The organism is Hyalangium minutum (genome assembly GCF_000737315.1).
Taxonomy (GTDB): Bacteria; Myxococcota; Myxococcia; order Myxococcales; family Myxococcaceae; genus Hyalangium; species Hyalangium minutum.
Genome location: NZ_JMCB01000002.1, coordinates 282,282 through 308,792 on the forward strand (window position 1 = coordinate 282,282; position 26,511 = coordinate 308,792).

The following is a 26,511-nucleotide window of genomic DNA, read 5'->3' on the forward strand; positions in this document are numbered from 1 at the left end:
CGCCGCAGCGTCCAATGCTGTCTCGGCATGGAGTCGCCCTCCGCTCCTGAGGTATCCTCTCCGCCGTGAGCCTGACGCAGATCCAGTCCTTCGTAGCGGTGGCCGAGGAGGGCCATGTGGGGCGAGCCGCGCACCGGCTGCACCTCACCCAGCCCCCGCTCAGCCGTCACATCCTCGCGCTCGAAGATGAGCTCGGCGCCCCGCTCTTCGAGCGCACCCCCCGAGGCATGCGCCTGCTCCCCGCGGGCGAGGCGTTCCTCCAGCACGCGCGCCGGATCCTCTCGGAGGTCGACGCCGCGGTGCACACGGTGAGAGGTGTCGTTGGCGGGCCCTCGAAGTAGGGCCTGCACGCGTCCCCAGTCTCAGCGCGGCTCTTCCAGCATGAAGTCCGTCACGTCCTTCCACAGCTTCTCGAACTGAGGCCGCCGGAAGCCCGAGCCCGAGATCAGCCAGTCCACGTGCGGCGGCTGGTGCGTGGGCTGATCGAAGTGCCCAATCGCATCCAGGTGGTCCGCCCGGACCGCCCCAATCACCTTGCCGAACACCTGCGAGCGCGTCGGCACCACGCCATCGCACGCCTGGGGCGCCGGTAGCGCTCCATAAGCCTCGATGAGCGCCGCCGTCTGCTCCGCCGTGTGCAGCGGCGTCTTGTTCAGCGGCATCCGGTGCGTCTGCCCGTACAGGAACGCGTACACGGTGTGGGTGATCTGCGCGTACGGATCCAGCCCCGCGGACAGGCGCGTTCGCAGTGAGGGCTGCCGGGCCTGCGTCACCACCGAGCCGTAGCGCACCCCCGGCCGGTCCTCGCAGCCCGCGTTGAACAGGTCGATCCCCTCCGGGGTGAGCTGCGGAATGAGCGAGGTGTCCTTCCCCACGTCGCCCAGGAAGCGAGACACCGCCTCGCGCCGGTCCGCCGAGAAGTCCCCCAGCAGCTGATCGAACAGCTGGTCCAAAATCGTCTGCTTCCACCCGAGCTGATCATCCGCCCGCGACAGCAGGTGCCCCAGCCGGAACGCCACCTTCAGCGGCAGCCGCCCGAAGCGCAGCACGTACACGGTGAACAGCGACAGCAGCTTCAGGATCTGCTGCCCGAACAGCCCCAGGAAGAAGGACGCCAGCGGCGTGCCCGCATGCGGCGTGGACACCGTCACCACCGAGCGGACCCGGCGCGCATACGGCTCCAGGTCCAGCCCTTCCCGCAGGGACGCCCCCGGGCTCACGAACAGCCGCGCGTCCAGCCCCCCCGTGGAGTGCCCCACCAGGTGCACGGGCCCATCGTCCCCGCTGATGGTCTCCTGCACGCCCCGTAGCAGATCCGCCGCCCGCTGCCGGATGGAGGCCGTGGGGTGGGAGAGGATGGCCACCACCTCGGCCTCGATTCCCCGCCGGGCGAACTCCGCCTTCAGGAAGTCCCGGACGTGGCCGAAGTAGACCAGCTCGCCCAGGTTGGTGAAGCCGAAGAACCCCGGAACCAGATAGATGTGGTGCTTCACAGGCATTCCCTTCCACCTACCGGCCTCTTGGCTCCTGACTCAAGCCCATTGCTCGGCCGGCTGCTTATTGACGGGGGCTCCTTCTCGGGAAAGAACGGCCCTTCCTTCATTCACGCAAGGACGCCTACACGTGCATCGCTTCCTGCTCGCCCTCGGACTGCTCCTGTGCCTCCCCTCCCGCGCGGAGGAGGGGATGTGGACCTATGACGCCTTTCCCTCCGAGGCCGTCAAGAAAGCCTACGGCTTCGCCCCGACGCAGGCGTGGCTGGACTCGGTGCGCCTGGGCTCGGTCCGGCTCGCGGGTGGGTGCTCGGCCAGCTTCGTCTCGCCCAACGGCTTGGTGATGACCAACCACCACTGCATCCGCAGCTGCGTCGAGGACCTGTCCTCCCCCCAGAAGGACCTGCTGGCCACCGGCTTCTTCGCCCCCGAGTCCCAGTCCGAGCTGCGCTGCCCCAAGGTGGAGGCCAACCAGCTCGTGGAGATGACGGACGTCACCGCGCGGATGAACACCGCGACGAAGGGGCTCTCGGGCGCGCCGTTCAACACCGCCCTGAAGGCGGAGATGACGAAGGTGGAGACCGAGTGCGCCACCGGCCCAGACGTGCGCTGCGACGTGGTGACGCTCTACAACGGCGGCAAGTACCACCTCTATAAGTACCGCCGCTTCCAGGACGTGCGCCTGGCCTTCGCGCCCGAGTTCCCCATGGCCAGCTTTGGCGGCGACCCGGACAACTTCAACTTCCCCCGCTATGGCTTCGATGTGGCCTTCGTGCGTGTCTGGGAGAACGGCCAGCCGGCCAAGACGCCCCACTACCTGCCGTGGGCGAAGCAGGGCGTGAAGGAAGGAGAGCTTGTCTTCGTCTCCGGCCATCCCGGTGGCACCGAGCGCAAGGGCAGCGTGGCGGAGCTGGAGTTCCAGCGCGACGTGGCGCTGCCTTACACCTTGCTGTACCTCTCGGAGCTGCGCGGCATGCTGCGCGAGTTCTCCCAGGGCTCGCCGGAGCGGCTGCGCATCACCCGCTCGCACCTGCGCTCGGTGGAGAACGGCCTCAAGGCGCTGCGCGGCCGGCACCAGGCGCTGGCGGATTCGTCGCTGCTGGCGCAGAAGCGCAAGGCGGAGGCGGAGCTGCGGGCGAAGGTGCTGGCCCACCCGAAGCTGAAGGCCTCCACCGCCGGGGCCTGGGACGAGGTGACGCAGGCGCTCGAGCTCTACCGCCCCCTGCTGCCCGAGTACCGGCTGAAGGAGGCGGGCGATGGCTTCCAGTCCGAGCTCTTCACCCTCGCCCGCCAGCTGGTGCGCGCCGCCGACGAGCTGCCCAAGCCCAACGCGGAGCGCCTGCGCGAGTACACCGAGGGGCAGCTCCCCGCCCTGCGCCAGCAACTGCTGCGCGAGGCCCCCATCCCCCAGGACCTGGAGGTGGCCACGCTGACCTTCGGCCTCAACCGGCTCCGCGAGACGCTGGGCGCGGACGACTCCTTCGTCAAGGCCGTGCTCGGCCGCGAGTCCCCGGCGGATCTGGCGCGTGCGCTGGTGACGGGCACGAAGCTGCAGGACGTGAAGGTGCGCCAGTCGCTGCTGGAGGGAGGCAAGGCCGCGGTGGAGGCCTCGCAGGATCCGATGATCGTCCTGGCGCGCAAGGTGGACACCGAGGCCCGCGCGGTGCGCAAGCGCTACGAGGACACGGTGGAGGCCGTGCTCAAGCGCAACGGCGAGCGGCTCGCCCAGGCGCGGCTCGCCGTGTACGGCACCAGCGGCTACCCGGATGCCACCTTCACCCTGCGGCTCAATTACGGCGCGGTGAAGGGCTGGCAGGAGAATGGCCGCGCCGTGGCGCCCTTCACCACCTTCGGCGGCGCGTGGGAGCGCCACACCGGCAAGGATCCCTTCAAGCTGCCCGACACGTGGCTCGCGGCCCGGGGCAAGGTGCCGCCGGAGACCCCGCTCGACATGGCCACTACCAACGACATCATCGGCGGCAACTCGGGCTCCCCCATGGTGAACAAGGACGGGCACGTGGTGGGACTCATCTTCGACGGAAATCTGCACTCACTCGGAGGACGGTATGCCTACGTGCCGGAGACGAACCGCGCCGTGGCCGTGACGGGCGTGGGAATCCTCGCCGGGCTCGAGCACCTCTATGGTGCCCAGCGGCTCGTGGAGGAGCTGCGCGCCGCCCAGGCCCCGTGAGGGGGCAGCTCCCGTATGGGGGCGTGTCACACACTTGACGGGTGCTCCGCGCTGGGGGGCAGGGCCGGTGTTTTGTGTGTCAAGCGCAAGACGCAGGGGGTTGTGCGCTGCGTCAATCATGATCAACCCTGATGGAGCTCAACAGCTCCTGGCCCGGTTGGGAACTACATCTGTTCATGCGCTAACATCTCCGCCCGGTCGCGGGGGGAGGAAGGCTTTGTCATGGTGGAGGAACCGCAACCCAAGACCCATAAGGTCGTCGCCCTGATGTTCACGGCGGTGGCGGTGGCTGGTCCGAATGCGCCTCAGGATGAGGTGCTGGAGCAGGAACTGCGCGAGGAGCATGGCCGGCTCGTCCGGGAGCTGCTGCCCCGTCAGGGCGGACGCGAAGTGAAGATGCTGGAGGATGGCTTCCTGCTCGAGTTCGATCGCGGGCTGTCCGCCGTGCGCTTCGGGCTGGCCTTGCAGCAGGCTGCGGCCGAGCGCAACCGGCTGGCGTCTCCGGAGCGCCAGCTGGAGCTGCGCATGGGCGCTCACCTGGGCCCGGTGATGCACCAAGAGGGAGACGTCTTCGGCGAGGGCGTGAACCTGGCCGCCCGCATCGAGTCGCTCGCCCGGCCTGGCGCCCTCTATGTCAGCGAGCCGGTGGCCCGTGAGGTGGAAGGTCATCCGTCGACGTACGCCGTGCGGCTGGGGCGCGCCGAGCTCAAGAATATTCGCCTCCCCGTGGCCGTGTTCCGCGTCGAGCCGCGCGCCCAGAATCCGCGCCCGGCCATCTTCGCCCGCGTCCGCTCGCTCTTCGCTCCGCTGCGTCCAGGGGGTTGAACGCCCACGCGCGAGCGGTAGGGTTCGGCCATGTCCGAACTTACGCTCGTCGTTGGCTCGAAGAACTACTCGTCCTGGTCGCTGCGGCCGTACCTCGCGCTGGCCCATACTGGCCAGCCCTTCCGCGAGGTGGTGATTGCGCTGGATGAGCCCGATACCGCCGCGAAGATCGCCGAGTACACGCCCAGCGGGCGGGTGCCCGTGCTGCGCCACGGCGCGCTCTCCATCTGGGACTCACTGGCCATCTGCGAGTACCTGGCGGAGACCTTCCCCCAGGCGAAGCTGTGGCCCGAGGACAAGCAGGCCCGCGCCATCGCGCGCTCGGTGGTGGCGGAGATGCACTCCAGCTTCTCCAACCTGCGGCAGAACATGACGATGGACATCCGCGCCCGGAAGCCGGGCAAGGGGCGTGCCCCCGGCGTGGCCGAGGACATCGCTCGCATTCAGGCGCTCTGGAATGACTGCCGCTCGCGCTTTGGCCAGGGCGGGCCGTTCCTCTTCGGGCACTTCACCATCGCGGACGCCTTCTATGCTCCCGTCGTCACCCGCTTCGTCACGTATGAGGTGGAGCTGGACGCCGTGGGCCAAGCCTACCGCGACGCCGTGCTGAATCTGCCCGCGCTCAAGACGTGGACCGAGGCCGCGCTCAAGGAGCCGCCCGTCAAGCGCTACCTGTAGCCGCGCGCTACAGCCCGAGCGCCTTCAGTTGCGCGTCGAAAGCCGGCGCGTCCGTGAAGACGTGGCCGCGGATGCCGAGCGCGTTCGCGGCCTCGACGAACTCGGGCAGGTCATCGAAGAAGGCGGCTTCGTGGGGCGCGCAGCCCAGGCGCTCCAGGGCGAGCTGGTAGAAGGTGGGCTCCGGCTTCACGTGCCCCTCCTCACAGCTGAGCAGCACTGCGTCGAAGCGCTCGAGCAGGGGCAGCTGGGGCCGCAGGTACGCCATGTGGAGCTTGTTGGTGTTGGACAGCAGCGCCAGCTTCACCCGCCCCACCAGCCCCTCCACGCGGGGCAGCACCGACGCGTGCACGGTGAAGTGGCAGTTCCACAGCGGGAAGAACTCCTCCATGGGCACCTCCACCCCGAGCGAGGTGCACACGTCCCGGCGGATGCCCTCTGCGTCCAGCAAGCCCCGGTTGGCCGCCGTCCAGCCCGCGCCCGTGAGCCGCTGCGCTACCTCCGGTCCCGAGAGCCCCACGCGCTGCCCCAGCCGCAGGAACAATCGCGCGTTGTCGTGGAACACGAGGACGTTGCCCAGATCGAGGATGATCGCTCGTGGCGGAGTCATGGGCCACTTCTACGAGATGCGGTAGCTGCGCGCCACCTGCTGCATCTGCTCGGACACCTCTTGCAGCGCGTGCGTGGCCTTGGTGGTGGCCTGCAGGCTGAGCACCGTCTCGTTCATCATCGCGGACAGGTCCGTCACCGCGCCGAAGATCTGCGCGATGCCCGCGTTCTGCTGGCTCACCGAGGCGGCGATCTGCCGCACCGCCGCCGAGTTGTCCTGGGTGATGGTGGTCAGCTCCCGGAGGTTGCTGCCGCTGGCGCGCACCTGCTCCAGGCCCTCTTCCATGCGCATGTAGCCCAGCTCTGTCATCTTCGCCGCCGAGAGCATGGCCTGGCTGATGTCGCCGAGGATGTCCCGCACGCGCTCGGTGGCCTGGATGGACTGATCCGCCAGCGAGCGGATCTCCCGCGCCACCACCGAGAAGCCCTTGCCGTGCTCTCCGCTGCGCACCGCCTCGATGGCCGCGTTGAGCGCCAGCATGTTGGACTGATCCGCCAGCTCTTTCACCGTCTGCGTAATCCCGCCGATCTGCTGGCTGCGCTCGCTGAGCTGGGCGATTCGCAGGGCCATCTGCTCCACCTGGACGCGCAGCTCCTCGAAGCCTCCCAGGCCTCCGGCGAGCGCGGCCTCGCCCAGGCGGCCCACCTCCTCGGCGCGCTCGGCCACGTTCAGCACCATGTCCGCCTTCTCCGCGGCCACCAGCGAGGACTGCCGGATCTCCTGCGCCGTCACCTGCGTCTGCTGGAGCGCGGCGGCCTGGCGGGCGATGTTCCGCTCCTGCTGGCGGTTGGCCTGCTGCAACTCGGACACGGTGTCCTTGAGCACTCGCATGCCGTGCTGGAGTCCCGCCGTCGTCCCGCGCAGGTGCTCCACCATCTTCGCGAAGGCGTTCGCCAGGTCTCCCACCTCATCCCTCCGGTGGCTCGACGGCAGCGGCACGGTCAAGTCCCCCTGCTGGACGATGCGGGCCACCATCTCGCTCAAGGCGCGCAGGGGGCGGGTGATGCGCCGGGCCAACAGGAAAGAGCCCCCCGCCGCCACCGCCGCGAATACCGCCGCCAGCCCAATTCCCAGCACATCCGCCCGGGTCAGCATGCGGTACGCCTCGGAGGGATCCACGCTGGCCACGAACCGCCAGCCGTCTCCCACGTCCCGGAGCTCGGTGCCGTTGGTCACCTCGACGGTCACCAGCCTCACTCCCTGGCGGGCGGCCCCGGCCTTCGAGTTGAAGAGCAGCGTGCCGTCTGGCCGCCGCACCTCGAGCGCGAAGCTGCTCTGGGCGCGCCTCCGGGCGCGGGCCAGCGCGGGCTCTACCACCTTGCCGAGCCGCTCCCAGTCATACGCGGCCAGCAGCACGCCGAGCTTGCGGGGCTCGGTGACACCGTAGACGGGCAGGGCCAGGGGCAGCACCCGCCCATGGAAGGCCGCATCCTCCGCGGCCGTGAACCCCTCGCTCGTCACCTGCTCCTCCTGGGCGGAGCGGAACCACGGGGTGGCGAGCACCTTCAGCTCGCGGCCCTCGAAGGCGGCGCGCAGCTCGGGAGGACTGGAGGCGATGGCCTGGCCTTCCACGTTGAAGAGCACCAGCCCTCGGAAGGTGGGCGAGCGGCGCAGGAAGGAAGCGAGCTCCAGGTCGCTCCGGGCGGAGTCGTTGCGCTCCATCGCCTCGCGCAGGGCGTGATCCTCCGTCCAGGTGCGCACGTCCGCCTCGCGCTCCACCAGCGTGGCTTCGATGAGATCCTTGAGGCCCGCCGCCTCTCGCTCCAGGGAGTCCTGGACCTGCTGCTTCATCCACCGATGGAACTCGGTGGACTCGATCCAGGCAAAGGCGAGCAGTGGCACCGCGGCTACCAGGCTGCAGTAGAGCGTCAGGTGCCCGCGTAGCTTGAGGGTGCCAAGGTGAGGGAGTTTCATGGTGCTCAGGCGCGGGGGGCGGTGGCAGGTCCGCCCCCGGCATGGGTCCGGGACTCCACGTGGAGCCCCGGAGCGTAGCAGAGCCCAGGTCTCTCCCTGCTAGCCCTCCCTAGATTACAGGAACGCGGTTGGGCAGCTCGCGGGCCGGCACGTTGGAGTAGTCCGCATCCAGATCCAGCACCAACCTCTGCAGGACGCGCTTGCTCAATGCCTTGCGCAGCCGGCCGAGGAAGGTGGGAGGAGCCGCGATAATCAGGCGCTCGAAGGTATGACTGTCCACCCCGCGCTCCAGGCGGCCGGCCAACTCCCGGGCGAACCGTTCGTGCTCCAGCTCTTGCCGCGCATCCGGCTCTGTCTCTTCATTCGGGCCGTGGAGGGTGCCTCCGTTGGGATTGTCCCGCTGCTCCTTCAAGTCCCCGTTGTGCGCGCGGCTCTCGTCGTGGCGGAACTCCTCCCGGAGCTGCCAGTCATCGCCACGCTCATCCGCCGAGAACAGCCGCATGCGGCTCGCGTTGCCCACCAGAATCCAGAGCTTGTCTGCCATTCGTCTTCCTCCCTTGTAAGGGAGGGATGCGGAGCGTGGGCGCGCCCGGCAAGCTTGCGGGCGATGGCGGTGCGTGTGTCGGGTGCCGGGGGAGCGACCACACGGGGCCTTTTCCCTGATGGGCTGCCTGGCGTATGCCCAAGGGACCGGGGGCATGGGCCTTGCCGGGGGAGGGCGCATGAGCGAGCTGAGTGAGGCAGCGGCCGCTTGGTTGTCGGGCCGGCTGGGGGAGATGGAGGAGGCGCTGGCGGCACTGGTCGAGGTGAACTCCTTCACGGAGAACCCCGAGGGAGGCCGCAAGGTCGGTGCGCTCCTGCGGGACGTGCTGGCCCTGCCGGGCCTCTTCGCGGAGGTGGTGTTCAGCCGCCGGTATGCGGATCACCTCGTGTTCCGCTCTCGCGGTAAGGAGGGGGTGGCGCCCATCGCTTTGGTGGGACACCTGGATACCGTCTTCCCGCCGGGCAAGTTCGAGGGCTACCGGAAGGATGGCGCGCTGCGCCGGGGCCCCGGGGTGCTGGACATGAAGGGCGGGCTCGTCGTCATCGCCTGGGCCCTCAAGGCGCTGGCCGCCTCGGGAGGTCTGGACGCGATTCCACCGCTGCGGGTGGTGGTGGTGTCCGACGAGGAGGTGGGCTCGCCCGAGGGGGCGAATGTGATCCGCAACGCCATTGGCGGCGCCCAGGCCTGCCTCGTCTTCGAGTCCGGCCGGATGGGAGACGCCATCATCACCCGGCGCAAGGGCACCGGTGCGGTGAAGGCCATCGCACATGGCCGGGCCGCCCACGCGGGCAATGCCCACCAGGAGGGGGCCAATGCGCTGTGGGCCCTGGCTCGGTTCATTGATGGGGTGCAGCAGCTGACGGACTACCCACGAGGTTTGACCGTCAATGTGGGCCGGGTGGTGGGAGGGCAGGGGAAGAACACGGTGCCGGACCAGGCCGAGGCGGATGTGGACCTGCGCTTCTGTACGCGCAAGGAGGGCGAGGAGCTGCTGCAGCGCTTCCACGAGGCCGGGGCCCAGGCCGCCGCAGGTATTCCCGGCACGCGCATCGAGCTGACCGGGGGGGTATCCCGCGAGCCGCTGGAGCGCTCCGAGGCGTCCGCGGCGCTGATGGGGGCGTATGGGGCCTGCGCCCACGTCTCCGGCCTGGGCACTGCCGAGGCCCCGCTGATCGGCGGAGGCTCGGATGCCAGCACCTCGTCCGGGATGGGGATCCCCTCCATTGATGGGCTGGGCCCCCGGGGCAAGGGCTTCCACACCGTGGAGGAGTACATCGAGGTGGATACTTTGATCCCCAAGGCGCAAGCCCTGGCGCGCTTCCTGGCCTCGCGAGGTGCATAACCTGCCCGTTGGGTAATTCCTTGGAAGGGCGCGGCGGGGTAGAACAGAGGGCATGCGTACCTCCGGCGTCCCTCTCCTCGCCCTGCTCGTGCTCGCACTGGCCGCCCCCCCCGCCCTCGCTCAGCAAGACCAGGGTGGGATGGGATTGGATCTCTCGGGAGGTGACACCTCCCAGGAGCAAGACACCTCCACCGGGGAGGAGCAGCCCGGACCCATCGGCCTGGACCTGAGCGGAGACACCGCCGGCGCGGAGTTGCTGCCGCGCGTGGTGCTGCTGGGGCTCGACACGCCGGAGCGGGCCGGGGCGGCGCTGGCGCCTCGCTGGCTGAAGGCGCTCTACGTCGCCGTCCGGACCAACGACAAGTGGGTGCTGACCGCTCCGCTGAAAGAGGTGCGCGAGAAGCTGGGGAACGACTACGCGGCGGCGCTGCGCTGCGGGGAGGCCTCGTGCATGGCCGGGCCCGCGGAGTCGCTCGAGGCGGACCTGCTCGTCACCACGCGCCTGGCGCTGGAGGATGACGGGTGGACGCTGCGGCTGTGGGTCTTCGATCGGGACCACAACAAGGTGGAGACGGACTCCGTGTCGGGCCGCTCGCCGAGGGATGCGAAGTTCCAGAAGGCGGGCGCCGATCTGCTGGCGCGCAAAGTCCGGGAGCTGGCCAAGCCGCGCGCCATCCTCCAGGTGAAGGTGAACGTGCCGCAGGCGGTGGTGCGCCTGGGCGACAGGACGCTGGGCGTGGGCAACGTCGAGGCGCGCGTGGCGCCGGGCGAGGTCAACCTCATCGTCGAGGCGGATGAAATGGCCCCGTACTCGAAGACCCTCACCCTCAAGCCGGGCGAGAAGAACCCGGTGAGCGTCTACCTGGAGGCGTCGGGTCCGGCGCCGGACAGCCCCACGGAGGTGGCTGCGGGAGCGACGAAGAGGAACGAGGGGTCCTCGAAGTCCACCGTGTTCCGCCGGCCCGCGCTCTACACGATGGTGCTGGGCGTGATTGCGATGGGGGCGGGCGTCATGGTGGGGATGCAGGCCAAGAAGATCGCCGACCGGGCCCCGGATGCGGATGGCAACGGCATCGCGGACATCACCCGGGCCGAGCGCCTGCAGGGGCGTGACAAGGCCAACCTCTCCACGGCCCTGGTCAGCGGAGGCGCCGCGGTGGCGGGTGCCAGCGCGCTGTGGCTCTTCATCATGCCCACCCGGAGTGAGCCCGCGAAGGGAACTCCGAGCGTGGTTTCCGGCACTACCCCTGGCGCCAGCACCTCGATCCATCTCCTCGTTGGCGGAAGCTTCTGATCATGAAGGCTACATATCTCTCCCTGGCCCTGGTGCTGTGCGGCGTGTTGTTCGGCACCACCTCGGGCTGTGCCGTCGACTTCCCGGATGAGCTGCCCTACGCCTGCGAGGATGCCTCGGACTGCGGTGGGGCTCCGCACGTGTGCGTGTCGCTGGCGGACGGACGCAAGTACTGCTGCAAGCCCGAGCCGGAGCAGTGCAACAAGCTGGACGACGACTGTAATGGCGTGGTGGACGATGTGAGCGACGGCCCCTGCCGCTAGGGCTCGGAGTCGACGCGCCCGCGTGGGTGGGTGTGTTCCACGGGCGCCGAGCCATCGGCCTGAGCCCCGGGTGAAATGTCCATGCCGGGCATGTAGGTGTCTGACGGAGGACGCTCGGGGCGCACTATTTCCTCTCCATGAGAAATTGGAGTGCTGATCGGGTTGCCGGATCGCCCAACCGTGGCGATTTTAGCCTCCCATGGGTGGCGAAGACCCTATTGCGCAGACCGTGTTGTCCAGCGTGGCCTCCCCAGGTGACGCGATGCGGAGCGTTCAAGAAGCCCAGGCAGGTGAAGTGCTGGGCAATTACCAGCTCGAGCGGCTCCTGGGCGAAGGCTCCATGGGGCAGGTCTTCCAAGCCCGCCATGTGCGGCTGGGACGGCAGGTGGCGCTCAAGGTGCTCCGCCCTCAGCACGCCCGGGACATCAGCTTCGTCCGGCGCTTCTTCCAGGAGGCCCGCTCCGTCAACCAGATCAACCACGAGCACATCGTGGAGATCTTCGACTTCGTCGAGGACCTGGAGCGCGGCCACGTCTACTGCGTGATGGAGCTGCTGCGAGGCCAGAGCCTCGCGGAGGTCATGAAGGAGCAGCCGCTGACGCTGGAGCGCATCCAGCGCATCGGCGTGCAGGTGTGCGCGGCGCTCGGTGCGGCCCACAGGCTCGGGGTGGTGCACCGGGATGTGAAGCCGGACAACCTCTTCGTCATGAACCGCGGGGGCCAGAAGGACTTCGTGAAGGTGCTGGACTTCGGCGTGGCGAAGATCCTCACCTCCGAGGGCACTGGCAACACCCTCGACGGCACCATCATCGGTACGCCCACGTACATGGCGCCCGAGCAGGCCGCAGGCCTGCCGGTGGATCAGCGCGCCGACATCTACGCGGTGGGCAACCTCCTCTACGAGATGCTGGCAGGGCGGCCGCCGTTCCAGGCCCCTGCGTTCGGCCAGCTCGTGGTGCAGATCATCACCCAGGCGCCACCGCCGCTGCCCGAGCGGCTGGCCTCGGGTGAGCTGATGCCCCGGGCGCTGGCGGAGCTGGTGCTGCGCTGCCTGGCCAAGGAGCCCGAGGCCCGGCCGCAGTCGCTCGAAGAGGTGACGACGGCGCTGCTGACGCTGACGGCGAAGGCGTCCCTTGCTCCCCTCGACGACGAGGAGGAGGACATCCCCACCCAGCGCACGCGGATGCCGGAGCTGTGGTGGCTGCGCCCGCGCCTGCCCCTCCTGGTGGGCAGCATGGCTGTGGCGATGCTGGCCGGCGCGCTCACGTGGAGAGCCCTGGATCGGGTGTTGCACAAGGACGAGGTGCCCGTGGCGGCCCTGGCCTCGGAGGCCCCAGCCCCGGTGGCGCTGGCCCCGGTGACACTCACGGTGCGCACGGTGCCTGCGGGTGCGAAGGTGGTCCGCGCGGACACGGGAGAGGCGCTCGGCGTCACGCCACTGGTGAAGGAGCTGCCGCGCTCGCAGGCCCCGCTGGGGCTGCGCGTGGAGCTGGCGGGCTATGTGTCCCTGGAGCGCGAGGTGCGGTTGGACTCGCCCTCTGTCATCGAAGTTCCCCTGGCCAAGGCGAAGCCGACTCCCTCGGCTCCCACTTCGGTCAAGGCAGCCCCGCGCAAGGAGGTGAAGCGCGATGAGCTCATCGATCCGTTCGCGCAGTGAGCGCTGGTGGTTGGCCACCCTGCTGGCCGCGCTGTGCACGCTGGTGCCGGGGCCCGCGGTGGGTGCCGAGCTCACCAGCGAGGCCAAGGCGCAGGCACGCGTGAAGTTCAGCGAGGGCAACGCCGCCTATGAGCAGAGCAAGTTCCGCGAGGCGCTGAAGTTCTTCGAGGCTGCCTACGAGTTGGCACCGCTGCCGGGCTTCCTCTTCAACGTGGCGCAGTGCCACCGGCAGCTCGGAAATTTCTCCCAGGCGGCCTCCGCCTACCGGCGCTACCTGTCCCTCTCCGAGAAGGAGCCCGCCAACGCGGCGATGGTGAAGGATCTGATCGCGGAGATGGACTCCAAGGCCCGGCAGCAGACCGCGAGCCGCGCCGCGGCCGGCAAGTCCGTGGCCAGCGCGAAGGCCACGCCGAAGGATCGCCCCGAGGCTGCTTCCGCCAAGTCGGCCGAGCTGCGCGATGGAGTGAAGCCCGCCGCGGCAAAGAGGCCGCTGGATATCCGCCCGTCCCGCTCGATGGTGGTGGAGCAGAACACCCTGCCTCCCGCCGCGATGCCCAGCGCTCCGGCTCCGGAGGTCCAGCAGCCGGTGACTCGCAAGTGGTGGCTGTGGGCGGGAGTGGGAGCGGCGACGGCGCTCGTGGCGGGAGGCGTCATCTACGCCGTCACCGCGCCCGAGCCGCGGCCGGCCACTCTGGGGACCATTCCCGGGCGGTAGGCCCGGGCTGCTTGCGAGGAGGGCTCCTCGCGAGGCCCTCCCTGGCTTTGCGGCTACGTGGCTTGCGCGCTCTCGGCCTTGGCGGTGAGGCTGGCGCCGAGCCGGTCGATGCGGGAGTAGAAGCCGGCCGCGTCATAGAAGGTCAGCCGCACGTCTCCCAGCTCGAGCCGCGCACCGGGCACGAGCGGCACGGGGTGGCCGGGCTTCAGCTCCACGCCGTCGAGCTTCACGGGGCTGGACTTGGACACGGCCTCGACCATCCACTGCCCATACGGACCGGTGCGCAGCACCAGGTGCTCGCGCGAGACGGTGGCGTCATTGATGACGAAAGCGTTGTGCGAGGCCCGCCCCAGCGGCAGCACGTTCTCCGTCTCGTTGAGGGCCACCAGCTCGAAGCAGAGCGCATCGCCTGCGGGCAGGCAGTCGCGCAGATCCGACACGGGCAGCTGGGTGGCCGCGATGTTCTGGCGGCCCGTCTCGGGCACATTCCACGCGCCAGCCTCCCAGACGAGCCAGGAGTGAGGATAACGGGCCCGGAACTTCTCTTTCAGCACCAGATGCTGACGGACCAAGAGGGAGAGCAACAGGGATCGCGCCATGGAGGAATGGTAAGCACCGGCCCCCACTTTCTCGCAGGTGCCCAGAAGATCAGGTGTCCACGAATGTTCGAAAAGCGGCCAGCGGATGCCTGGCTTGCTGAACCTTCGGGTAGGTCAGCGTGGGGAACCGCACAAAGCTATAGCTTGCGAGCAATGGCATGGGCAAGGCGCTCGGGGGCCGAGGGATCCAAGCTGAGGAAGAGACTGGGCTCGGTGGCCTCGAGCTCTTGGAGGCGGGTGCAGCCCTCGTTGTCGGTGGCTACATCCACGCGGGCGTAGAGCAGGGGCTGGCCCACGGCGGCAAGCACGTCCTCGGCCAGCCGCAGCTCTTCGGGGATGGGCTCGAAGAGGTGGGGCTGCGGGAAGCCCCGGGGCGACTCCTTGAGTCCCGGTGGCCGGCGCACGGCATGGCTGAAGGCGCCGTCGAAGAAGAGGTAGGCGCGCTCGCCCTCGGTCTCGAAGCGGGTGAGGTAGGGCTGCACCATCACCTCGCCTTCGGCGGCCAGCTGGTCCAGCATGGGCTGGGCGGCCTCGAGCTCGGAGCGGTGGAAGCGGTAGGTCTTCAGCGCCCCAGCGGAGACCGTGGGCTTGAGCACCACGGTGTCCCAGCCTCGCTCGCGCATCACGGAGTCGAGTGACACGGTGCCCCGGTGCGGAACCCAGACAGTGGGAGTGAAGGGGATGCCCTTCGCCTCCAGCTCGCGCAGGTAGGCCTTGTGCGTGTTCCAGCGGAGGATGTCCGGCGGGTTGTGGAGGCGGGTGAGCTTGCCCGCCTTGGAGGCCCAGGCGACGAAAGCGTCCCGGCGCAGGTGGCTGTCCCAGGTGGTGCGAATCACCGCGACCTGAGGGGTGCGCCAGTCCATGGCGGGGTCGTCCCAGATGCACGGGCGCGCGTCGAGCCCCAGCGCGGTGAGGGCAGAGAGGAGGGGCGCATCGTAGGCGTCGAGCTGCGGCAGACCGGAGTAGGTGACGATGGCGACGTCCAAGAGATGGGTCTCCAAGGCTCGGCGAGGGAAGGGCGCCTCTTCATCATCCGGCCGAGGGAGCTGTCCACCCACGGGGGGTGCGAGTGGGAGGGCTCAACTCACGGGTTCGCCAGAGGTGAGCGCGGCGCCTCGGGCCTCGCAGTCCTCCCACATGCGCAGGAAGGCCTCGGCCGAGGAGAAGAGCGGGTCCAGCTGCGCGTCCGTCATGCCCACGTGGAGGAGATCCTTGAGGAAGTCCGGCAGCAGGCCGATGTGCGCGAGCCCATCCGTGTTGAAGTCGAAGGTGCGGGTGCCAGCGCGAGACTGTGTGAAGGGCACCTCCGTGCGGTACATGGTGCCCGAGTAGGGCAGGGGCGGGTGGTTGCGCTGGAGCTGCTGCTGCACGGGCCGCCGCTTGATGCGCTTCTTGTCGCCCTCGAGCCCGAAGGCGGCATGGGGGCCGTAGCGCGGGCCGGGCTGCTGGTTGAGGCCGTTGAAGTCGGTGCCCACGGCCACGCCGCCGGAGCCCACCTCGCGCAGCACGGAGAGGGCGTACTGGTAGGACTGGGCCCACGTCTTGGACGAGCGCGCGCAGTCATTGGCCACGGTGCTGCCGGGGAAGTCCTTGAGCTCGTGCTGGTTGGTGATGGGGGCCAGCAGTCCGCCGAGCGCGAGGATGCGGCGCACCTGCTCGCGCGTCTTCATGTATTCGTTGGCGCGCTTGTGCTTGAGGCTGGTCTCCTCGGAGTCCAGGGCCTGCTCGCGGAAGGCGCAGTGCGAGGCGACCACGGGGTAGCGGGACTGCTCGGCGAGCGAGAGCGCGTCATTGGTGCAGCGCTCGGACATGTGCTCCACGTCGAGGATGAAGCCGTGGTTCATGGCCGCGCGCAGGAAGGCCTTGCCGGTGGCGGAGAGTCCGAACTGGTTGACGTGGCCCTTGCCCGGCGCGTTGAGCGCGTAGCCCTGGGGGTAGTGAGCGCGCTGGGACACCTCATAGAAGATGATGGAGGCCTTGGTCTGCGTGTCCAGGTCTTGCCCCAGCCGGAAGCTGACGGTGGAGTTGCCCTCCACGCGGTGGAACTCGCCGCGCAGGAAGTGGTTCAGCAGGTTGAACTTGTCGTCGTAGACGGCGGCGCCGCCGAAGCTGTTGTTGGCCAGGTGCAGCGGGGTGATCATCCGGAAGCCCTGGTCGCGGAGCCACTGGAGGATGCGGGGCAGTTGGGCGGCGTCGAGGGGCTTCTTGTTGAGCGCTGCGCGGTCGCCGAGGATGCTGTCGAGCGAGTCCACCTCCACGCCCGCGACGACGGCGAGCTTGCCGGCCTGGATGAGCTGGCGGGCCTGGGAGGCGCTGAGGGCCAGTCCCATCCAGTCGGAGTGGAGTTCGGTGAAGCGGCGCAGCTCGCGCATCTGCTTCTCGATGGAGGTCTCGTCCTTCTCGGGGTGCTTCGTCTGGTCGGCGAGGAGCTCGTTGTTGACGGCCACGCTGCACAGCAGGCGCAGGCCTCCCTCATGGGCGCGCTTGAGCCAGTCCACGAAGATCTGCTGGTGGACCATGGTGGTGAACTTGGGCCAGTCGGCGTACGAGTCATGACCGCAGGGGCCATGGCCGAGGCCGCCTTCGATGAAGGCCGTGATGAGCGACCCCTTCTTCCCGAACTGGCCGAGCCCTAAGGGCCCATGCAGGTGGATGTCACAGCGGGCGAGTGCCTGTTCAATCTTGCCGTCCGGGAAGCCGGCGAACAGGTGCCCACCGAAGCCGAGGTGCGCTGTGGTGTGGCAGTGCAGATCGGCGAATCCGAACACGGGAGAGGGCATGGGAAGCTCCTGGGCCGGCTGCGAGAGGCTCCAGCATGCCCGGACGGTCCCACCCACGCCAGCCGTACGTAAGGGCGTAGTCAGACCTCAACGAAGCGAGTGCCGGTGATGCCCGCAGCTTCGATGGCCTGCTTGAGATCTTCGGAGAGGATGAGGGCGATGTCCCATCCCCAAGTGCGGAAGATGCGGGCGTGGTCCACCTTGGACGCGTCGATGCGCAGGCCGTGGATGTAGCGGTACGTGCCGAGTTTTTCCGGCTGACCGTCCTCGGGCTTCCAGTATTGGACCTCTTCACTCCGAGCGTCATCGACGCATCGGATGATGCGCAGGGTGTTCAGGATGAAGTAGGGCTCTGGATGGTTATCCACCTCCGCACGGATGAACTGCACGTCCCGAACGCTCAGCCGTTGGAAGATCTGCACGAAGCGTTCATGAACCACAGGAACACTGAAGGCAGCCCAGCAAAACTCCAAGGGGTCTCCCGGTACGTCGAGAGGGAATCGGGGCACACAGCCCAGTTCCAGGGCGCGGCCATCAAAAAATTGCCACGGGTCGAGTTCTTGTCCCTGCGGATCCAGAGGAGTGCCAAGGTGCCAGCGCGTGTGTGAGCGCCTGTCGTCCAGAAGTTCGTAGTACCTGGGCATGTTTGCGCTCTTTCGTCACTCGAAAGGTTTCGTCGCAAGCTGATGAAGCCGTGAGCCTGGGGTACACACATCCCGAGCGAGACCCTCGAGAGCTGTCACCAGCTTGCTTCTACACTCCGAAACGGAGCTGCAACGTGCGATCGCGTTGAGCAGCGTGCGGTAAACGGCTTCGTGATACGCGGCGGGATGGGGACCCTGATGGCCTGCGAGGTAAACGAGGTTTGCCGGGTCGTTGAGGTCCATGCCTGCTCTGGCAAAGATCCGCTGAAACAGTGGCGTCCATGGGCCGCCCCTCGTGGCTGAAGCTTCGTTCTTGTCCGTGGCCAGGTGGTGCCACTGGTGGCCGTCCTTCTTCTGAGAGCCATCGCTGCAGGCTCTGCCCACGCCGGATGCAGCCGTCCCCAAGGCCGCTCCAGCGATGGCCAGGGTGCCGTCTGCCACCACATGGGCCGTGGATGCAGATTGGACGACGCCTCCTCCCGCCATGGCAAAGCGAGGAGGATTTAGCAGTGGGCCCAGACCGCCAGGGGGCACATTGGGCAAAGCCTTGGCCACCCCGTAACTGGCGACCATCACCAGCACGCGAAGCGCAGTACCTCCGAGGGCACGGCCGAAGCGCTCGGCGATGGCTTCAAGCTCCTTCAGGGTCTTGGCTGCCTGGGCCTCCCGGTACAGTTGCAAGCACGCCAATGCGACGTTGCGAAGCTCGAGCAACCCCACCGCAAGCGCCAGCCGAGCCGTCAACGTCGCGGCGAAAGCCTTGGAGAAGAGGGGCTCGGGCAACATCCAGGCGGAGAAGTAAACGATGATGGAGAGAGTGACGCTCGCGAGGAAGAGGGGAGAGCGGAACATCTCGCGAGCGGCGTCACGGAAGCCCGGAGCCATGTAGCGAGGAGACAGCCGGAGGGCCATGAAGAGAGGGCTGCGCTCGATAGAGTCCGGTATGGGCAACAGCCCTGGGCCGTAACGGGCGAGGAATTCCGCACGCAAGCGCAATTCCCAAGGAGCGGTCCTACCTCCCGGTGATGCCAGGACGGGGATGACCTCGAACGGCGGTGCTTCCGGGAAGGACGCATTGAAGGCAGTGAGAAGAGCGCGTGCATCCTCCCCCTGAAGAATTGCGTGCGCTGGATCGAGCAGCACAGGCTCGAAGTCCAACTGGAACTGATCATCCGCTAAGCGAATGAGCTGGAGAACAGTGGGCCGTGCCTGACGATCCTCGCCCGGTGACCTGTCAGCCTGGGCTGTTGCACAAGAAGTGGTGGCTGCGAGGCACAAGACCCACAATGGGCGCAGCAGGCAGGAGAGCTGCTTCATATCCAGGCATCATGCCCGACTTCTCAGTTATGCCAGATGGGCAGGCCTCTTCTCACCCCGAGCGCACCAGCACTTGTCCCGACGCGCTGGGTGAGGAGTGCGGACCCGACAGCGAGCCAGAGTGGTGCTGCTGCACGTGGGCCATGGCCACCTGGGTTGCCCGCGCCAGCGTCAGCTGCCCCTGCGGGTAGGGTGCCGCCTCGCCCGTCAGTGCCAGCAGCTGGTGCCGCACCTCCTCCCCCGTGGGTGTGCGCTTGTTCATGTCCCGATCCAGCAGCCCCATCACCACCGCGTCCAGCTCCGGCGGCACGTCGGGGCGCACGTGCGAGGGGGGCAGCAGCTCCTGGGACACCGCCGCCATCATCAGCCCGGCCTCGTCCTGCCCCAGCAGCAGCCGCTGGCCCGTGAGCGCCTCGTGCAGCGTGAGGCCCAGCGCGAACAGGTCCGTCCGTCCGTCGATCGGCTTGCCGTACGCCTGCTCCGGCGACATGTACCCCAGCTTGCCGCGAATGTTCCCCGCCACCGTCAGCTGCGCCCGCGCCGTATCCCGAGCGATGCCGAAGTCCGACAGCTTCACCTCGCCGCCCCGAGAGATCAGCACGTTCGGCGGGTTCACATCCCGGTGGATCAAGTGCAGCGGCTCGCCGTACTTCCCCGTGCGCCGGTGCAGGTAGTCCAGCGCCGCCGCCAGCTCCGCTCCCAGGAATGTCACCGCGCTCACCGGCAGCCCCTGCCAGTTCAACCCTCGCAGCACCGTGCTCAGCGGCAGCCCATCCACGAACTCCATCGCCAGGAAGTACGTGTTCCCGTGCCGCCCCAAGTCGAACACCTGCACGATGTTCGGGTGGTGCAGCGTCGAGCACAGCTCCGCCTCCCGCCGGAACAACGACACGAACTCCGCGTCATCCGCGTACGACGGCAGAATGCGCTTCAGCGCCACCTGCTTCTCGAAGCCACCCTCCGGGCTGTACGTCGCCCGGTACACCTCCGCCATACCGCCCGAGCCAATCCGCTCGTGCAGCATGTACTTGCCCATCACCTCTTGCTCCCGCAGCGCCGCGAGCGCCTGCTCCGTCTTCCGCATGAAGTGCCGCGCCAGGATCGCCGTCGCCACTCCTGAGCTCAGCAGGAACACCGAGCGCATCATGATGAACGGCGGCTTCAGCGTGAGCAGCGGCTCCTCCGGCAGCAGCGGCATCACGAAGAAGAAATACAGCACCAGGTACTCGACGGCCGCCAGCGCCCCCGCCACCAACGCCAGCAACGGCTGGGTTCTCAGCGCTGCCAGCACCACCAGCGTGCCCCAGATGACCAGTGTGGGCGCCGTGAGCGCGTACGCCGCGCCCTGGAACCGCAAGTCGAACGCCAGCACCACCGACGGGATGCTCACCTCGATGGCCACGTTCAGCCAGTGGATCGCCGGGTGGAACCAGCCGGCCCGAAGCGCCCGCCAGATGATGGTGTAGTAGACGCACAGCACGCCCACCAGCGACAGCAGCGCCTTCGTCAGCCCCCAGCCCATGTACGGGCCCAGCGCTCCCACCGCCACCAGGCACCCCGCCGCCAACCCCGCCATGTAGCCCGCGACGGACGTCTCTCGCGCCTGGGCATCCCGGCGCATGTGGTTCTCGAGGAAGCGGGAGACTGCGGACGCGGGCGTGGTCATGATCGGACCAAACCATAGTGCGAACAGGGGTTTGGCGGGAGGGGGGCGCCTACTCCTTGGGCGGGTTGAAGCCATTGACCAGGAGCGTGTCCAGGGCGGCCACGACGGGATCGTACGTCACCGTGGCGCGGAACAGGTTCTGGTAGGTGAGCAGGCCGATGTAGCTGCCCATCATGGCGTGAGCGGTCTGGATTGGCTCCAGGTCCGTGCGGAACTCCTGCTTCTTCTGCCCGTAGCGGATGATGCCGGCCAGCACGTGGACGTAGATGTTCAGCTTCTCGCGCAGGGCCTCGGCCACGCGCTCGTTGGACTCGGCGGACTCGGCGGCCACCATGCCAAAGAAGATGCCGTGCTCGCGGTGGTAGCGCAGGAACTGCGAGGTGCGGTTCATGAAGCGGATGATCTGCTCGCGCGCGGGCAGGGAGCGCTGCTCGGCGAGCAGGTCCACGAACTCCTTGAGGTAGCGCTCATGCAGCTCGTCGATGGCCGCCAGGAGCAGATCTTCCTTGGTGGGGAAGTGCCAGTAGAGGGCGCCGGGTGTCATGCGGATGGCCTTGGCCAGCTCCGCCATCGTTGTTGCCAGGAAGCCCCGCCGCGCGAAGAGGGTGATGGCTGCTTCGAGAATCTCCACCCGGGTGCGTGCTGCGCGCTCTTGCTTGATCTCCCGCTTCGCAGGTTCCTTGCCCATGGTCAGGGCATCCTACATACGTCACGAGAGCAGCGTCACGTGGACAATCTCGGGAGGCGCCGCCACGCGCACGGGGGGACCCCAGAAACCGGTTCCCCGGCTGACATAGAGGTGGCGCCCATTCTCCTGGAAATGGCCCGCGTCGAACTCCCAGATGGCGGAAATGGCCAGGTTGAAGGGGAAGAACTGCCCCCCATGCGTGTGTCCGGAGAGCTGAAGGCCGATGCCCGCCTTCGCGGCCTCGCGCCAGTTGGCGGGCTGGTGCGCCAGGAGCACCGAGGGACGCTCTGGGTCTCTCCCCGCCACGGCCTGAGCCAAATCGTAGCGCTTGTCATAGCCCGAGCGGGCCGCGCCCCAGTCATCCACGCCGACCAGATCAAAGGAGGCACTCGGCTCGCCGATGCGCACGTAACGGTTGCGCAACACGCCGATGCCCATGCGCTCCAGCGCGTCGGTCCACTCTTCGTCGCCGGAGTAGTACTCGTGGTTGCCGGTGACGAAGAAGGTGCCGTGGCGGCTGCGCAGGTTGGCGAGGGCCGCCACCGAGTGGCCCAGCTCGGACACGCTGCCGTCCACCAAGTCTCCAGTGATGACCATCAGGTCCGGCTTGAGCGCGTTGCACTGCGCGACGACAGCGTCCATGAAGCGGCGCTGGATGACGGGGCCCACGTGGACGTCGCTGAGCTGCACCAACGTGAAGCCATCGAGCGCCTTGGGCAGCCCCGGCAGCCGGACCGCGATGCGGTTGACGGCCGGCTGGTGGAAGGCACGCCAGGTGCCGTATCCCACGACGCCGGAGGTAGCGAGCAGGGCGCCTCCCGCAGTGGCCCGGGCGAGGAACTGGCGCCGCTCCGGAGACACGAGGGTGTGCGCGGGGGCCTCGGCGGGAGCAGGGGAGGGAGTCGTGGCGGTGGCGGCAGGGGCGGCTGTCGACGAGCGCCAGCGCTGGATCCACGCGTGCACCACCCGCACGCCGCCGAGCACCCAGAAGGCCAGCATCAGGTAGACGGCGGTGCCCATCCAGGCCCAGCCCACGGTGGCCAGGGCGCTCGCGAGGTCCTCGGGGAGCACGAACGTGAGCATCCGCGAGCCCAGCATGAGCAAGCACATCGCCGCCATGGCCACCACGCCCGCCTTGCGCCAGCCCGGGTGCCCGGACGTGTCTCGGAAGATGCGCCGGTACAGGTAGACGTGGGCCCCCACCGAGAGGGTGCCCATGATGCTGAAGAAGAGGAGGTAACGCAGGATGGCGGCGGCGGGCATGGGCCCAATACTTACCGCGACTTCGCACACCGCAACCGGAACTGCATGTGAAGAAGCGTAAAGCGGCGGCGAACCCGCTCAGGTGGGCATGGAGGGGGGCTGGTCCTGGTCCGACAGGAGCGTGCGCAGGCGCTTGCGGAGCCTCTCGGGCTCGAAGGGCTTCTCCAGCCAGGGCAGCTGCGTGGTCTCCAGGAACGCCTGGGCCGCCTCGGTGAAGGCACCGCCGGTGAGGAACACCATGCGCTCGGCCTGCCCGGGGGCCTCCTGGGCGAGCGTGGCGTGCAGCTCCATCCCCGTCATCTCCGGCATCATCAAGTCACACAGGATGAGCGCATAGCGCTCCCCGGAGCGCAGCCGCTCCAGCGCCTCACGCGCGTTGGTGAACGCCACCACCTCGTGCTCGGACGCCAGCGTGCGGGAGAGGGCCGTGATGAGCAGCGGCTCGTCATCGATGATCAGCAGCCGGCCCCGGGCCTCGGGGAGGCGGGTGATGCCGCTGATCGCGGAGTGCTCCCCCGAGGGATGCGCGGGGGCCGGGGGCAGCACCACCTCGAACGTGGTGCCCTTGCCCAGCTCGCTGTGCACGTGGATGTCTCCGCCCATGTTCTGCACATAGGAGTGGCAGATGGACAGCCCGAGCCCCGTGCCCACTCCCACCGGCTTGGTGGTGAAGAAGGGCTCGAAGATGCGCGGCAGCACGTCCGGAGGAATGCCCGTGCCGGTGTCGCGCACCACCACGCGAAGGTGGCCCTGCTGGTCCTTGCGCGTGGTGAGGTAAATCTCGTTCCGGTCCGCGTGGCCCTCGGGGATGGCCTGGGCGGCGTTGACCAGCAGGTTGAGGAACACCTGGCCCAGCCGGGTCTCGTCCCCGAGCACCTGGATGGGCTCGCCGTAGTCCTTCACCAGCCGGGCGCGGTGGCGGATCTCCGCGTCCGCGAACGAGAGCGCCAGCTCCAGCACGGCGTGCACGTCCACCCGCTTCAGCCGCTCGGGCTGCATGCGGGAGAACGTCCGCAGGTCCTGCACGATGCGCCGCACCCGATCCGCGCCCTGCAATGCCTCGTTGAGCGCCTGCTCCACCTCGCCCCATTGTTGCTGGCCGCCCTCCTGCCGCGCCCCCCGGACCTCGGTGGCGGCGTAGTGGAGGTTGGAGATGATGAAGGCCAGCGGGTTGTTGATCTCGTGCCCCACGCCCGCGGCCAGGGTGCCCACCGCCGCCATCTTCTCCGCGTGGATGAGCCGCTCGCGCGTGGCTTGCAGCTCCTGGACGCGGGCCTGCAAGTTGGCGTTGACGGAGGCCAGCTCGGCGGTGCGTTGGTCCACGCGGGCTTGAAGCTCTTGCTCGCGCCTGTGCACCCTGAGCACGCGCAGCCATCCCAGGCCCGCCACCGCCAGCAGGGCCGCCAGCACGCACGCCATACGGAACGCCCACGTTTGGTAGAAGCGGGGCTCCAGGTAGAAGCTCAGCGTCGCCTCGGAGGGCGCGGCCTCTCCGTCCACGGACTCCACGCGCACCCGGAAGTGGTAGTTCCCCGGCTCCAGGTGCGTGTAGTGCGCCATGCGCTCGTCCCCGTCGCTCACCCAGTCCTTGTCCACTCCCTCGAGCCGGAAGCGGAAGCGCAGCCGCTGTGGGCTCAGCAGGCTTGGGGCGGTGTAGCGCAGATCCACGCGGCCCTCGCCCACGGGGATGCTCGCCCAGCGGGCCCGAGGCACCGGCTGGCTGTCCACGCGCAGCTCCTCTAAGAGCACCTGGGGGAGTGGCTGGGCTCGATGCTCCTCCCGGTCTTTGGGATCATAAATGACGGCCCCGCGGATGGTGGGGAACCACAACAGGCCGTCGCGCGTCACGATGCCCGCGGGGGCTCCCAGTCCATTGCACTCCTCGGCGCGCATCCCATCCTCCGCGGCGTACACGCGGGAGGTGACGCGGGCGAGCTGGCCGTCGGCCACGGCCTCCAGCTCCTTCTGGAGCACGCGGAAGATGCCCTTGTTGCAGCTGAAGAGCAGGTGGCCCTGGCCGTCTGGAAGGATCTGGAAGATGCGCTCGTCGAACAGGCCCTGATCGCGGGCCAGGCGCTGGAAGGTCCCGGCCCTCCACCGGTAGAGCCCCTCATCGGTGCCGAGCCAGAGCGTGCCGTTGGCCTCCTCGTGGAGCGCCTGCACCTCGCTGAACATCGGCTGGCCCTCGGCGGCCACGAGCACCGGGCGGCCGTGGATGAAGTAGGCCAGTCCTCCCTCGCCAGTGCCCACCCAGAACCCGCCGGCAGGCCGCTCCTTGAGCAGGGTGATGGCGTTGCCGGGCAGCCCGTGCTTGCGCGTGAAGAGCTCGAAGCGCTCTCCGTTCCAACGCGCCAGCCCTTCCTGGGTGCCGGCCCAGAGCGTCCCTTCGCGGTCGACGAACACGAGGCGGATCAACCCCGGAGGCAGGCCCTCGGCCGTGCCCAGCGAGGTGGTAATGCGTCCGTTCTGCCAGTGGCTCAAGCCGATCTGCGTGCTGAACCAGAGGCTGCCGTCCGGGGCCTCGGCAATGGAGCGCGCGCGGTTGTGGATGAGCCCCTCCCGCGTCGTCCACGTGCTCGTCTTCCCGTCGTGCCAGCGCGTCACGCCGCTGTCGAGGCTGGCGAACCACAGACTCCCGTCCCGCGCCTCGTGGATGGAGATGATGAAGTCGTGCGGGAGTCCCTCGGGAGCCCCCACCGGGGTGAGCGGCGCGTCCTTGAAGCGATGCAGCCCGCCCTCCGCGGCGCCGACCCAGAGGCCGCCCTCGTGGTCCTCGAGGAAGGAGAACACGGTGTTGCTCTGCAGACCCTGGGGGCCGTCCATGGTGAAGCGCTGGCCCCGCGCCAGTCGCAGCATGCCCCGGCCCGAGCTCCCCACCCACAGCGTGTTCAGCCGGTCCACGTAGAGGGTCTCGATGGGGGCTCCGGGCAGGCTCGCCTCGGGCACGGGCCGCATGCGCCCCTCGCGCAGCTGGTACACGGTGCCGTCCCCGGTGCCCGCCCAGAGCACGCCGCCTTGATCGAGCGCCAGGGAGAGCACGGCCACCTGCTCTTTGTCGAAGGGCGGGCCGTCGTGGAGGGCCGTGCCATCCCAGCGCTGCAGGCCGCCGGTGGTGCCGATCCAGAGGGTGCCCGCCGCATCTTCGGCGAGCGCGCTCACCCGGTTGGTGGCCAGCCCGGTGTCGGTGGTCCAGCTCTGGAATTGGCCCTTGAAGTACCGTGCGAGCCCGTGGCCCTCGGTGGCGATCCACACGGCGCCATCCCGCGTGGGCCTGATGGCTTCAATGTTGCGCAGGGCGAGCGCGGGGGGCGCCTCGACGCGGGAGAAGGTGCTGCCGCTCATGCGGGAGAGCCCCGCGTCGGTGCCGATCCAGAGCGTACCGGCGGAGTCCGTGGCGAGGCTGCGGATGGAGCGGGCCTGGAGCTCGGGCGTGTTGATGAAGTCGAAGACGGTGAAGCGCACACCGTCGAAGCGGACGAGCCCCTCCCAGGTGCCGCCCCAAAGGTAGCCATCCGGGGTTTGCGCCAGGGTCTCGATGGCGTTCTGGGGCAGGCCGTCCTGGGTCTGCCAGACGCGGTGAGGGAACTGGAGCAGGTTCTTGGTGGGCTCCAGCGCCCACGCATTGGAGGAGCTTGCGAGCAGCCCCAGGAGCATCCCCATGACGAGGACAGACCGCATGCGCCGGCCAGACGATGGACGGGGGAGCGGCGCTTGGGAAGAGGGATGGCAAGCGGGGGGCATGCGGTGACCTTGCGGGGGGCACCGTAGCGGGGGACGCACTTCGGAGAAAGGTGGGGGCCTCGTCTGGGCTCCAAGAACTTGGAGTCCCCAGTGAAGTCCGGATGACTCGCTGCTCAGTGGTCAACGCGGGGGGACGCCATCTCCCAGGCCTTCGCCGGACAGCCCCTCCAGGGGAGGTGCCGAACGTGGGGCAAGCGGCTCCAAGGGAGCAGCACCCACCGGCGCCGCCACCAACACCCCCCGCATCCCCGCTCTCGGCGCCTCCACTGCCTCCTTGTGCGCCCCGGCTG

22 protein-coding genes are annotated in these 26,511 nt (G+C 68.6%); 9 read left to right on the forward strand and 13 right to left on the reverse strand.

Annotated features, from left to right (window positions below; translation table 11 throughout):
- The first annotated feature begins 65 nt into the window (after positions 1-65).
- The gene (locus DB31_RS04895; protein WP_044182961.1) at positions 66-341 is read left to right on the forward strand and encodes a LysR family transcriptional regulator; all 276 of its coding nucleotides are present in this window, start codon (positions 66-68) and stop codon (positions 339-341) included.
- A 21-nt stretch (positions 342-362) separates the two neighbouring features.
- Here the strand turns inward: DB31_RS04895 and DB31_RS04900 are convergent, their stop codons facing one another.
- Positions 363-1,499: an esterase/lipase family protein gene (locus tag DB31_RS04900; RefSeq protein ID WP_044182964.1), complete on the reverse strand. Its 1,137-nt coding sequence runs from the start codon at positions 1,497-1,499 to the stop codon at positions 363-365.
- A gap of 124 nt (positions 1,500-1,623) precedes the next feature.
- Between DB31_RS04900 and DB31_RS04905 the strand changes: the two genes are divergently transcribed.
- The 3 genes from DB31_RS04905 to DB31_RS04915 all read left to right on the forward strand — a co-directional run bounded on the left by DB31_RS04905 (position 1,624) and on the right by DB31_RS04915 (position 5,187).
- Complete coding sequence (locus tag DB31_RS04905) at positions 1,624-3,684, forward strand: S46 family peptidase (RefSeq protein WP_044182967.1); 2,061 nt, start codon at positions 1,624-1,626, stop codon at positions 3,682-3,684.
- A 222-nt stretch (positions 3,685-3,906) separates the two neighbouring features.
- Positions 3,907-4,509, forward strand: coding sequence for an adenylate/guanylate cyclase domain-containing protein (locus DB31_RS04910; RefSeq protein WP_044182970.1), 603 nt, complete (start codon positions 3,907-3,909; stop codon positions 4,507-4,509).
- 30 nt (positions 4,510-4,539) lie between these two features.
- The gene (locus DB31_RS04915) at positions 4,540-5,187 is read left to right on the forward strand and encodes a glutathione S-transferase family protein (RefSeq protein ID WP_044182973.1); all 648 of its coding nucleotides are present in this window, start codon (positions 4,540-4,542) and stop codon (positions 5,185-5,187) included.
- Positions 5,188-5,194: 7 nt separating this feature from the next.
- Here DB31_RS04915 and DB31_RS04920 read toward each other — a convergent pair whose 3' ends face one another.
- The 3 genes from DB31_RS04920 to DB31_RS04930 all read right to left on the reverse strand — a co-directional run bounded on the left by DB31_RS04920 (position 5,195) and on the right by DB31_RS04930 (position 8,252).
- Complete coding sequence (locus DB31_RS04920; protein WP_044182976.1) at positions 5,195-5,794, reverse strand: HAD family hydrolase; 600 nt, start codon at positions 5,792-5,794, stop codon at positions 5,195-5,197.
- Positions 5,795-5,803: 9 nt separating this feature from the next.
- Complete coding sequence (locus DB31_RS04925) at positions 5,804-7,708, reverse strand: methyl-accepting chemotaxis protein (RefSeq protein WP_044182979.1); 1,905 nt, start codon at positions 7,706-7,708, stop codon at positions 5,804-5,806.
- A 109-nt stretch (positions 7,709-7,817) separates the two neighbouring features.
- Entirely contained in the window at positions 7,818-8,252 is a 435-nt protein-coding gene (locus tag DB31_RS04930) for a host attachment protein (RefSeq protein WP_044182982.1), read from the reverse strand.
- A gap of 178 nt (positions 8,253-8,430) precedes the next feature.
- Here DB31_RS04930 and DB31_RS04935 point away from each other — a divergent pair, with 178 nt between their 5' ends.
- The 5 genes from DB31_RS04935 to DB31_RS04955 all read left to right on the forward strand — a co-directional run bounded on the left by DB31_RS04935 (position 8,431) and on the right by DB31_RS04955 (position 13,523).
- Entirely contained in the window at positions 8,431-9,594 is a 1,164-nt protein-coding gene (locus DB31_RS04935) for a M20/M25/M40 family metallo-hydrolase (RefSeq protein ID WP_044182985.1), read from the forward strand.
- 52 nt (positions 9,595-9,646) lie between these two features.
- A complete protein-coding gene (locus tag DB31_RS04940) occupies positions 9,647-10,888 on the forward strand; it encodes a hypothetical protein (RefSeq protein ID WP_044182988.1) in 1,242 nt (413 codons plus the stop codon).
- 2 nt (positions 10,889-10,890) lie between these two features.
- The gene (locus tag DB31_RS04945) at positions 10,891-11,151 is read left to right on the forward strand and encodes a hypothetical protein (protein WP_052419720.1); all 261 of its coding nucleotides are present in this window, start codon (positions 10,891-10,893) and stop codon (positions 11,149-11,151) included.
- 199 nt (positions 11,152-11,350) lie between these two features.
- Complete coding sequence (locus DB31_RS04950; protein ID WP_044182990.1) at positions 11,351-12,808, forward strand: serine/threonine-protein kinase; 1,458 nt, start codon at positions 11,351-11,353, stop codon at positions 12,806-12,808.
- The gene (locus tag DB31_RS04955) at positions 12,780-13,523 is read left to right on the forward strand and encodes a tetratricopeptide repeat protein (RefSeq protein WP_083968018.1); all 744 of its coding nucleotides are present in this window, start codon (positions 12,780-12,782) and stop codon (positions 13,521-13,523) included. The genes DB31_RS04950 and DB31_RS04955 overlap by 29 nt, the downstream gene beginning before the upstream one ends.
- 53 nt (positions 13,524-13,576) lie before the next feature.
- Here the strand turns inward: DB31_RS04955 and DB31_RS04960 are convergent, their stop codons facing one another.
- The 9 genes from DB31_RS04960 to DB31_RS05000 form a co-directional block, all read right to left on the reverse strand.
- Complete coding sequence (locus tag DB31_RS04960; protein WP_044182993.1) at positions 13,577-14,122, reverse strand: FHA domain-containing protein; 546 nt, start codon at positions 14,120-14,122, stop codon at positions 13,577-13,579.
- Positions 14,123-14,259: 137 nt separating this feature from the next.
- The gene (locus DB31_RS04965) at positions 14,260-15,108 is read right to left on the reverse strand and encodes an ATP-grasp domain-containing protein (RefSeq protein ID WP_044182996.1); all 849 of its coding nucleotides are present in this window, start codon (positions 15,106-15,108) and stop codon (positions 14,260-14,262) included.
- A gap of 93 nt (positions 15,109-15,201) precedes the next feature.
- Positions 15,202-16,902, reverse strand: a complete 1,701-nt coding sequence (locus DB31_RS04970; protein WP_044182999.1) for a membrane dipeptidase — start codon at positions 16,900-16,902, stop codon at positions 15,202-15,204.
- Between the two features lie 80 nt (positions 16,903-16,982).
- The gene (locus DB31_RS04975; RefSeq protein WP_044183002.1) at positions 16,983-17,546 is read right to left on the reverse strand and encodes an imm11 family protein; all 564 of its coding nucleotides are present in this window, start codon (positions 17,544-17,546) and stop codon (positions 16,983-16,985) included.
- A gap of 15 nt (positions 17,547-17,561) precedes the next feature.
- A complete protein-coding gene (locus DB31_RS04980) occupies positions 17,562-18,863 on the reverse strand; it encodes an AHH domain-containing protein (protein ID WP_052419721.1) in 1,302 nt (433 codons plus the stop codon).
- Positions 18,864-18,915: 52 nt separating this feature from the next.
- Complete coding sequence (locus tag DB31_RS04985) at positions 18,916-20,529, reverse strand: serine/threonine-protein kinase (protein ID WP_240486530.1); 1,614 nt, start codon at positions 20,527-20,529, stop codon at positions 18,916-18,918.
- A gap of 49 nt (positions 20,530-20,578) precedes the next feature.
- Positions 20,579-21,217: a TetR/AcrR family transcriptional regulator gene (locus DB31_RS04990; RefSeq protein WP_044183008.1), complete on the reverse strand. Its 639-nt coding sequence runs from the start codon at positions 21,215-21,217 to the stop codon at positions 20,579-20,581.
- 21 nt (positions 21,218-21,238) lie between these two features.
- Positions 21,239-22,480, reverse strand: coding sequence for a metallophosphoesterase (locus tag DB31_RS04995; RefSeq protein WP_044183011.1), 1,242 nt, complete (start codon positions 22,478-22,480; stop codon positions 21,239-21,241).
- A gap of 78 nt (positions 22,481-22,558) precedes the next feature.
- Positions 22,559-26,158 (reverse strand): two-component regulator propeller domain-containing protein, encoded by a 3,600-nt coding sequence (locus tag DB31_RS05000; RefSeq protein ID WP_157231833.1) that lies wholly within the window; start codon positions 26,156-26,158, stop codon positions 22,559-22,561.
- Between the last annotated feature and the right edge of the window lie 353 nt (positions 26,159-26,511).

Excerpts from the sequence above, each read along its gene's own strand:
- DB31_RS04925 (WP_044182979.1), bottom strand. The coding sequence starts at position 7,708 with ATGAAACTCCCTCACCTTGGCACCCTCAAGCTACGCGGGCACCTGACG.
- DB31_RS04980 (WP_052419721.1), bottom strand. The coding sequence starts at position 18,863 with ATGAAGCAGCTCTCCTGCCTGCTGCGCCCATTGTGGGTCTTGTGCCTC.
- DB31_RS04930 (WP_044182982.1), bottom strand. The coding sequence starts at position 8,252 with ATGGCAGACAAGCTCTGGATTCTGGTGGGCAACGCGAGCCGCATGCGG.
- DB31_RS04950 (WP_044182990.1), top strand. The coding sequence starts at position 11,351 with ATGGGTGGCGAAGACCCTATTGCGCAGACCGTGTTGTCCAGCGTGGCC.
- DB31_RS04900 (WP_044182964.1), bottom strand. The coding sequence starts at position 1,499 with ATGCCTGTGAAGCACCACATCTATCTGGTTCCGGGGTTCTTCGGCTTC.
- DB31_RS04920 (WP_044182976.1), bottom strand. The coding sequence starts at position 5,794 with ATGACTCCGCCACGAGCGATCATCCTCGATCTGGGCAACGTCCTCGTG.
- DB31_RS04935 (WP_044182985.1), top strand. The coding sequence starts at position 8,431 with ATGAGCGAGCTGAGTGAGGCAGCGGCCGCTTGGTTGTCGGGCCGGCTG.
- DB31_RS04955 (WP_083968018.1), top strand. The coding sequence starts at position 12,780 with ATGAGCTCATCGATCCGTTCGCGCAGTGAGCGCTGGTGGTTGGCCACC.
- DB31_RS04995 (WP_044183011.1), bottom strand. The coding sequence starts at position 22,480 with ATGCCCGCCGCCGCCATCCTGCGTTACCTCCTCTTCTTCAGCATCATG.
- DB31_RS04960 (WP_044182993.1), bottom strand. The coding sequence starts at position 14,122 with ATGGCGCGATCCCTGTTGCTCTCCCTCTTGGTCCGTCAGCATCTGGTG.
- DB31_RS04945 (WP_052419720.1), top strand. The coding sequence starts at position 10,891 with ATGAAGGCTACATATCTCTCCCTGGCCCTGGTGCTGTGCGGCGTGTTG.
- DB31_RS04940 (WP_044182988.1), top strand. The coding sequence starts at position 9,647 with ATGCGTACCTCCGGCGTCCCTCTCCTCGCCCTGCTCGTGCTCGCACTG.
- DB31_RS04985 (WP_240486530.1), bottom strand. The coding sequence starts at position 20,529 with ATGACCACGCCCGCGTCCGCAGTCTCCCGCTTCCTCGAGAACCACATG.
- DB31_RS04975 (WP_044183002.1), bottom strand. The coding sequence starts at position 17,546 with ATGCCCAGGTACTACGAACTTCTGGACGACAGGCGCTCACACACGCGC.
- DB31_RS04970 (WP_044182999.1), bottom strand. The coding sequence starts at position 16,902 with ATGCCCTCTCCCGTGTTCGGATTCGCCGATCTGCACTGCCACACCACA.
- DB31_RS04990 (WP_044183008.1), bottom strand. The coding sequence starts at position 21,217 with ATGGGCAAGGAACCTGCGAAGCGGGAGATCAAGCAAGAGCGCGCAGCA.
- DB31_RS04915 (WP_044182973.1), top strand. The coding sequence starts at position 4,540 with ATGTCCGAACTTACGCTCGTCGTTGGCTCGAAGAACTACTCGTCCTGG.
- DB31_RS05000 (WP_157231833.1), bottom strand. The coding sequence starts at position 26,158 with ATGCGGTCTGTCCTCGTCATGGGGATGCTCCTGGGGCTGCTCGCAAGC.
- DB31_RS04910 (WP_044182970.1), top strand. The coding sequence starts at position 3,907 with ATGGTGGAGGAACCGCAACCCAAGACCCATAAGGTCGTCGCCCTGATG.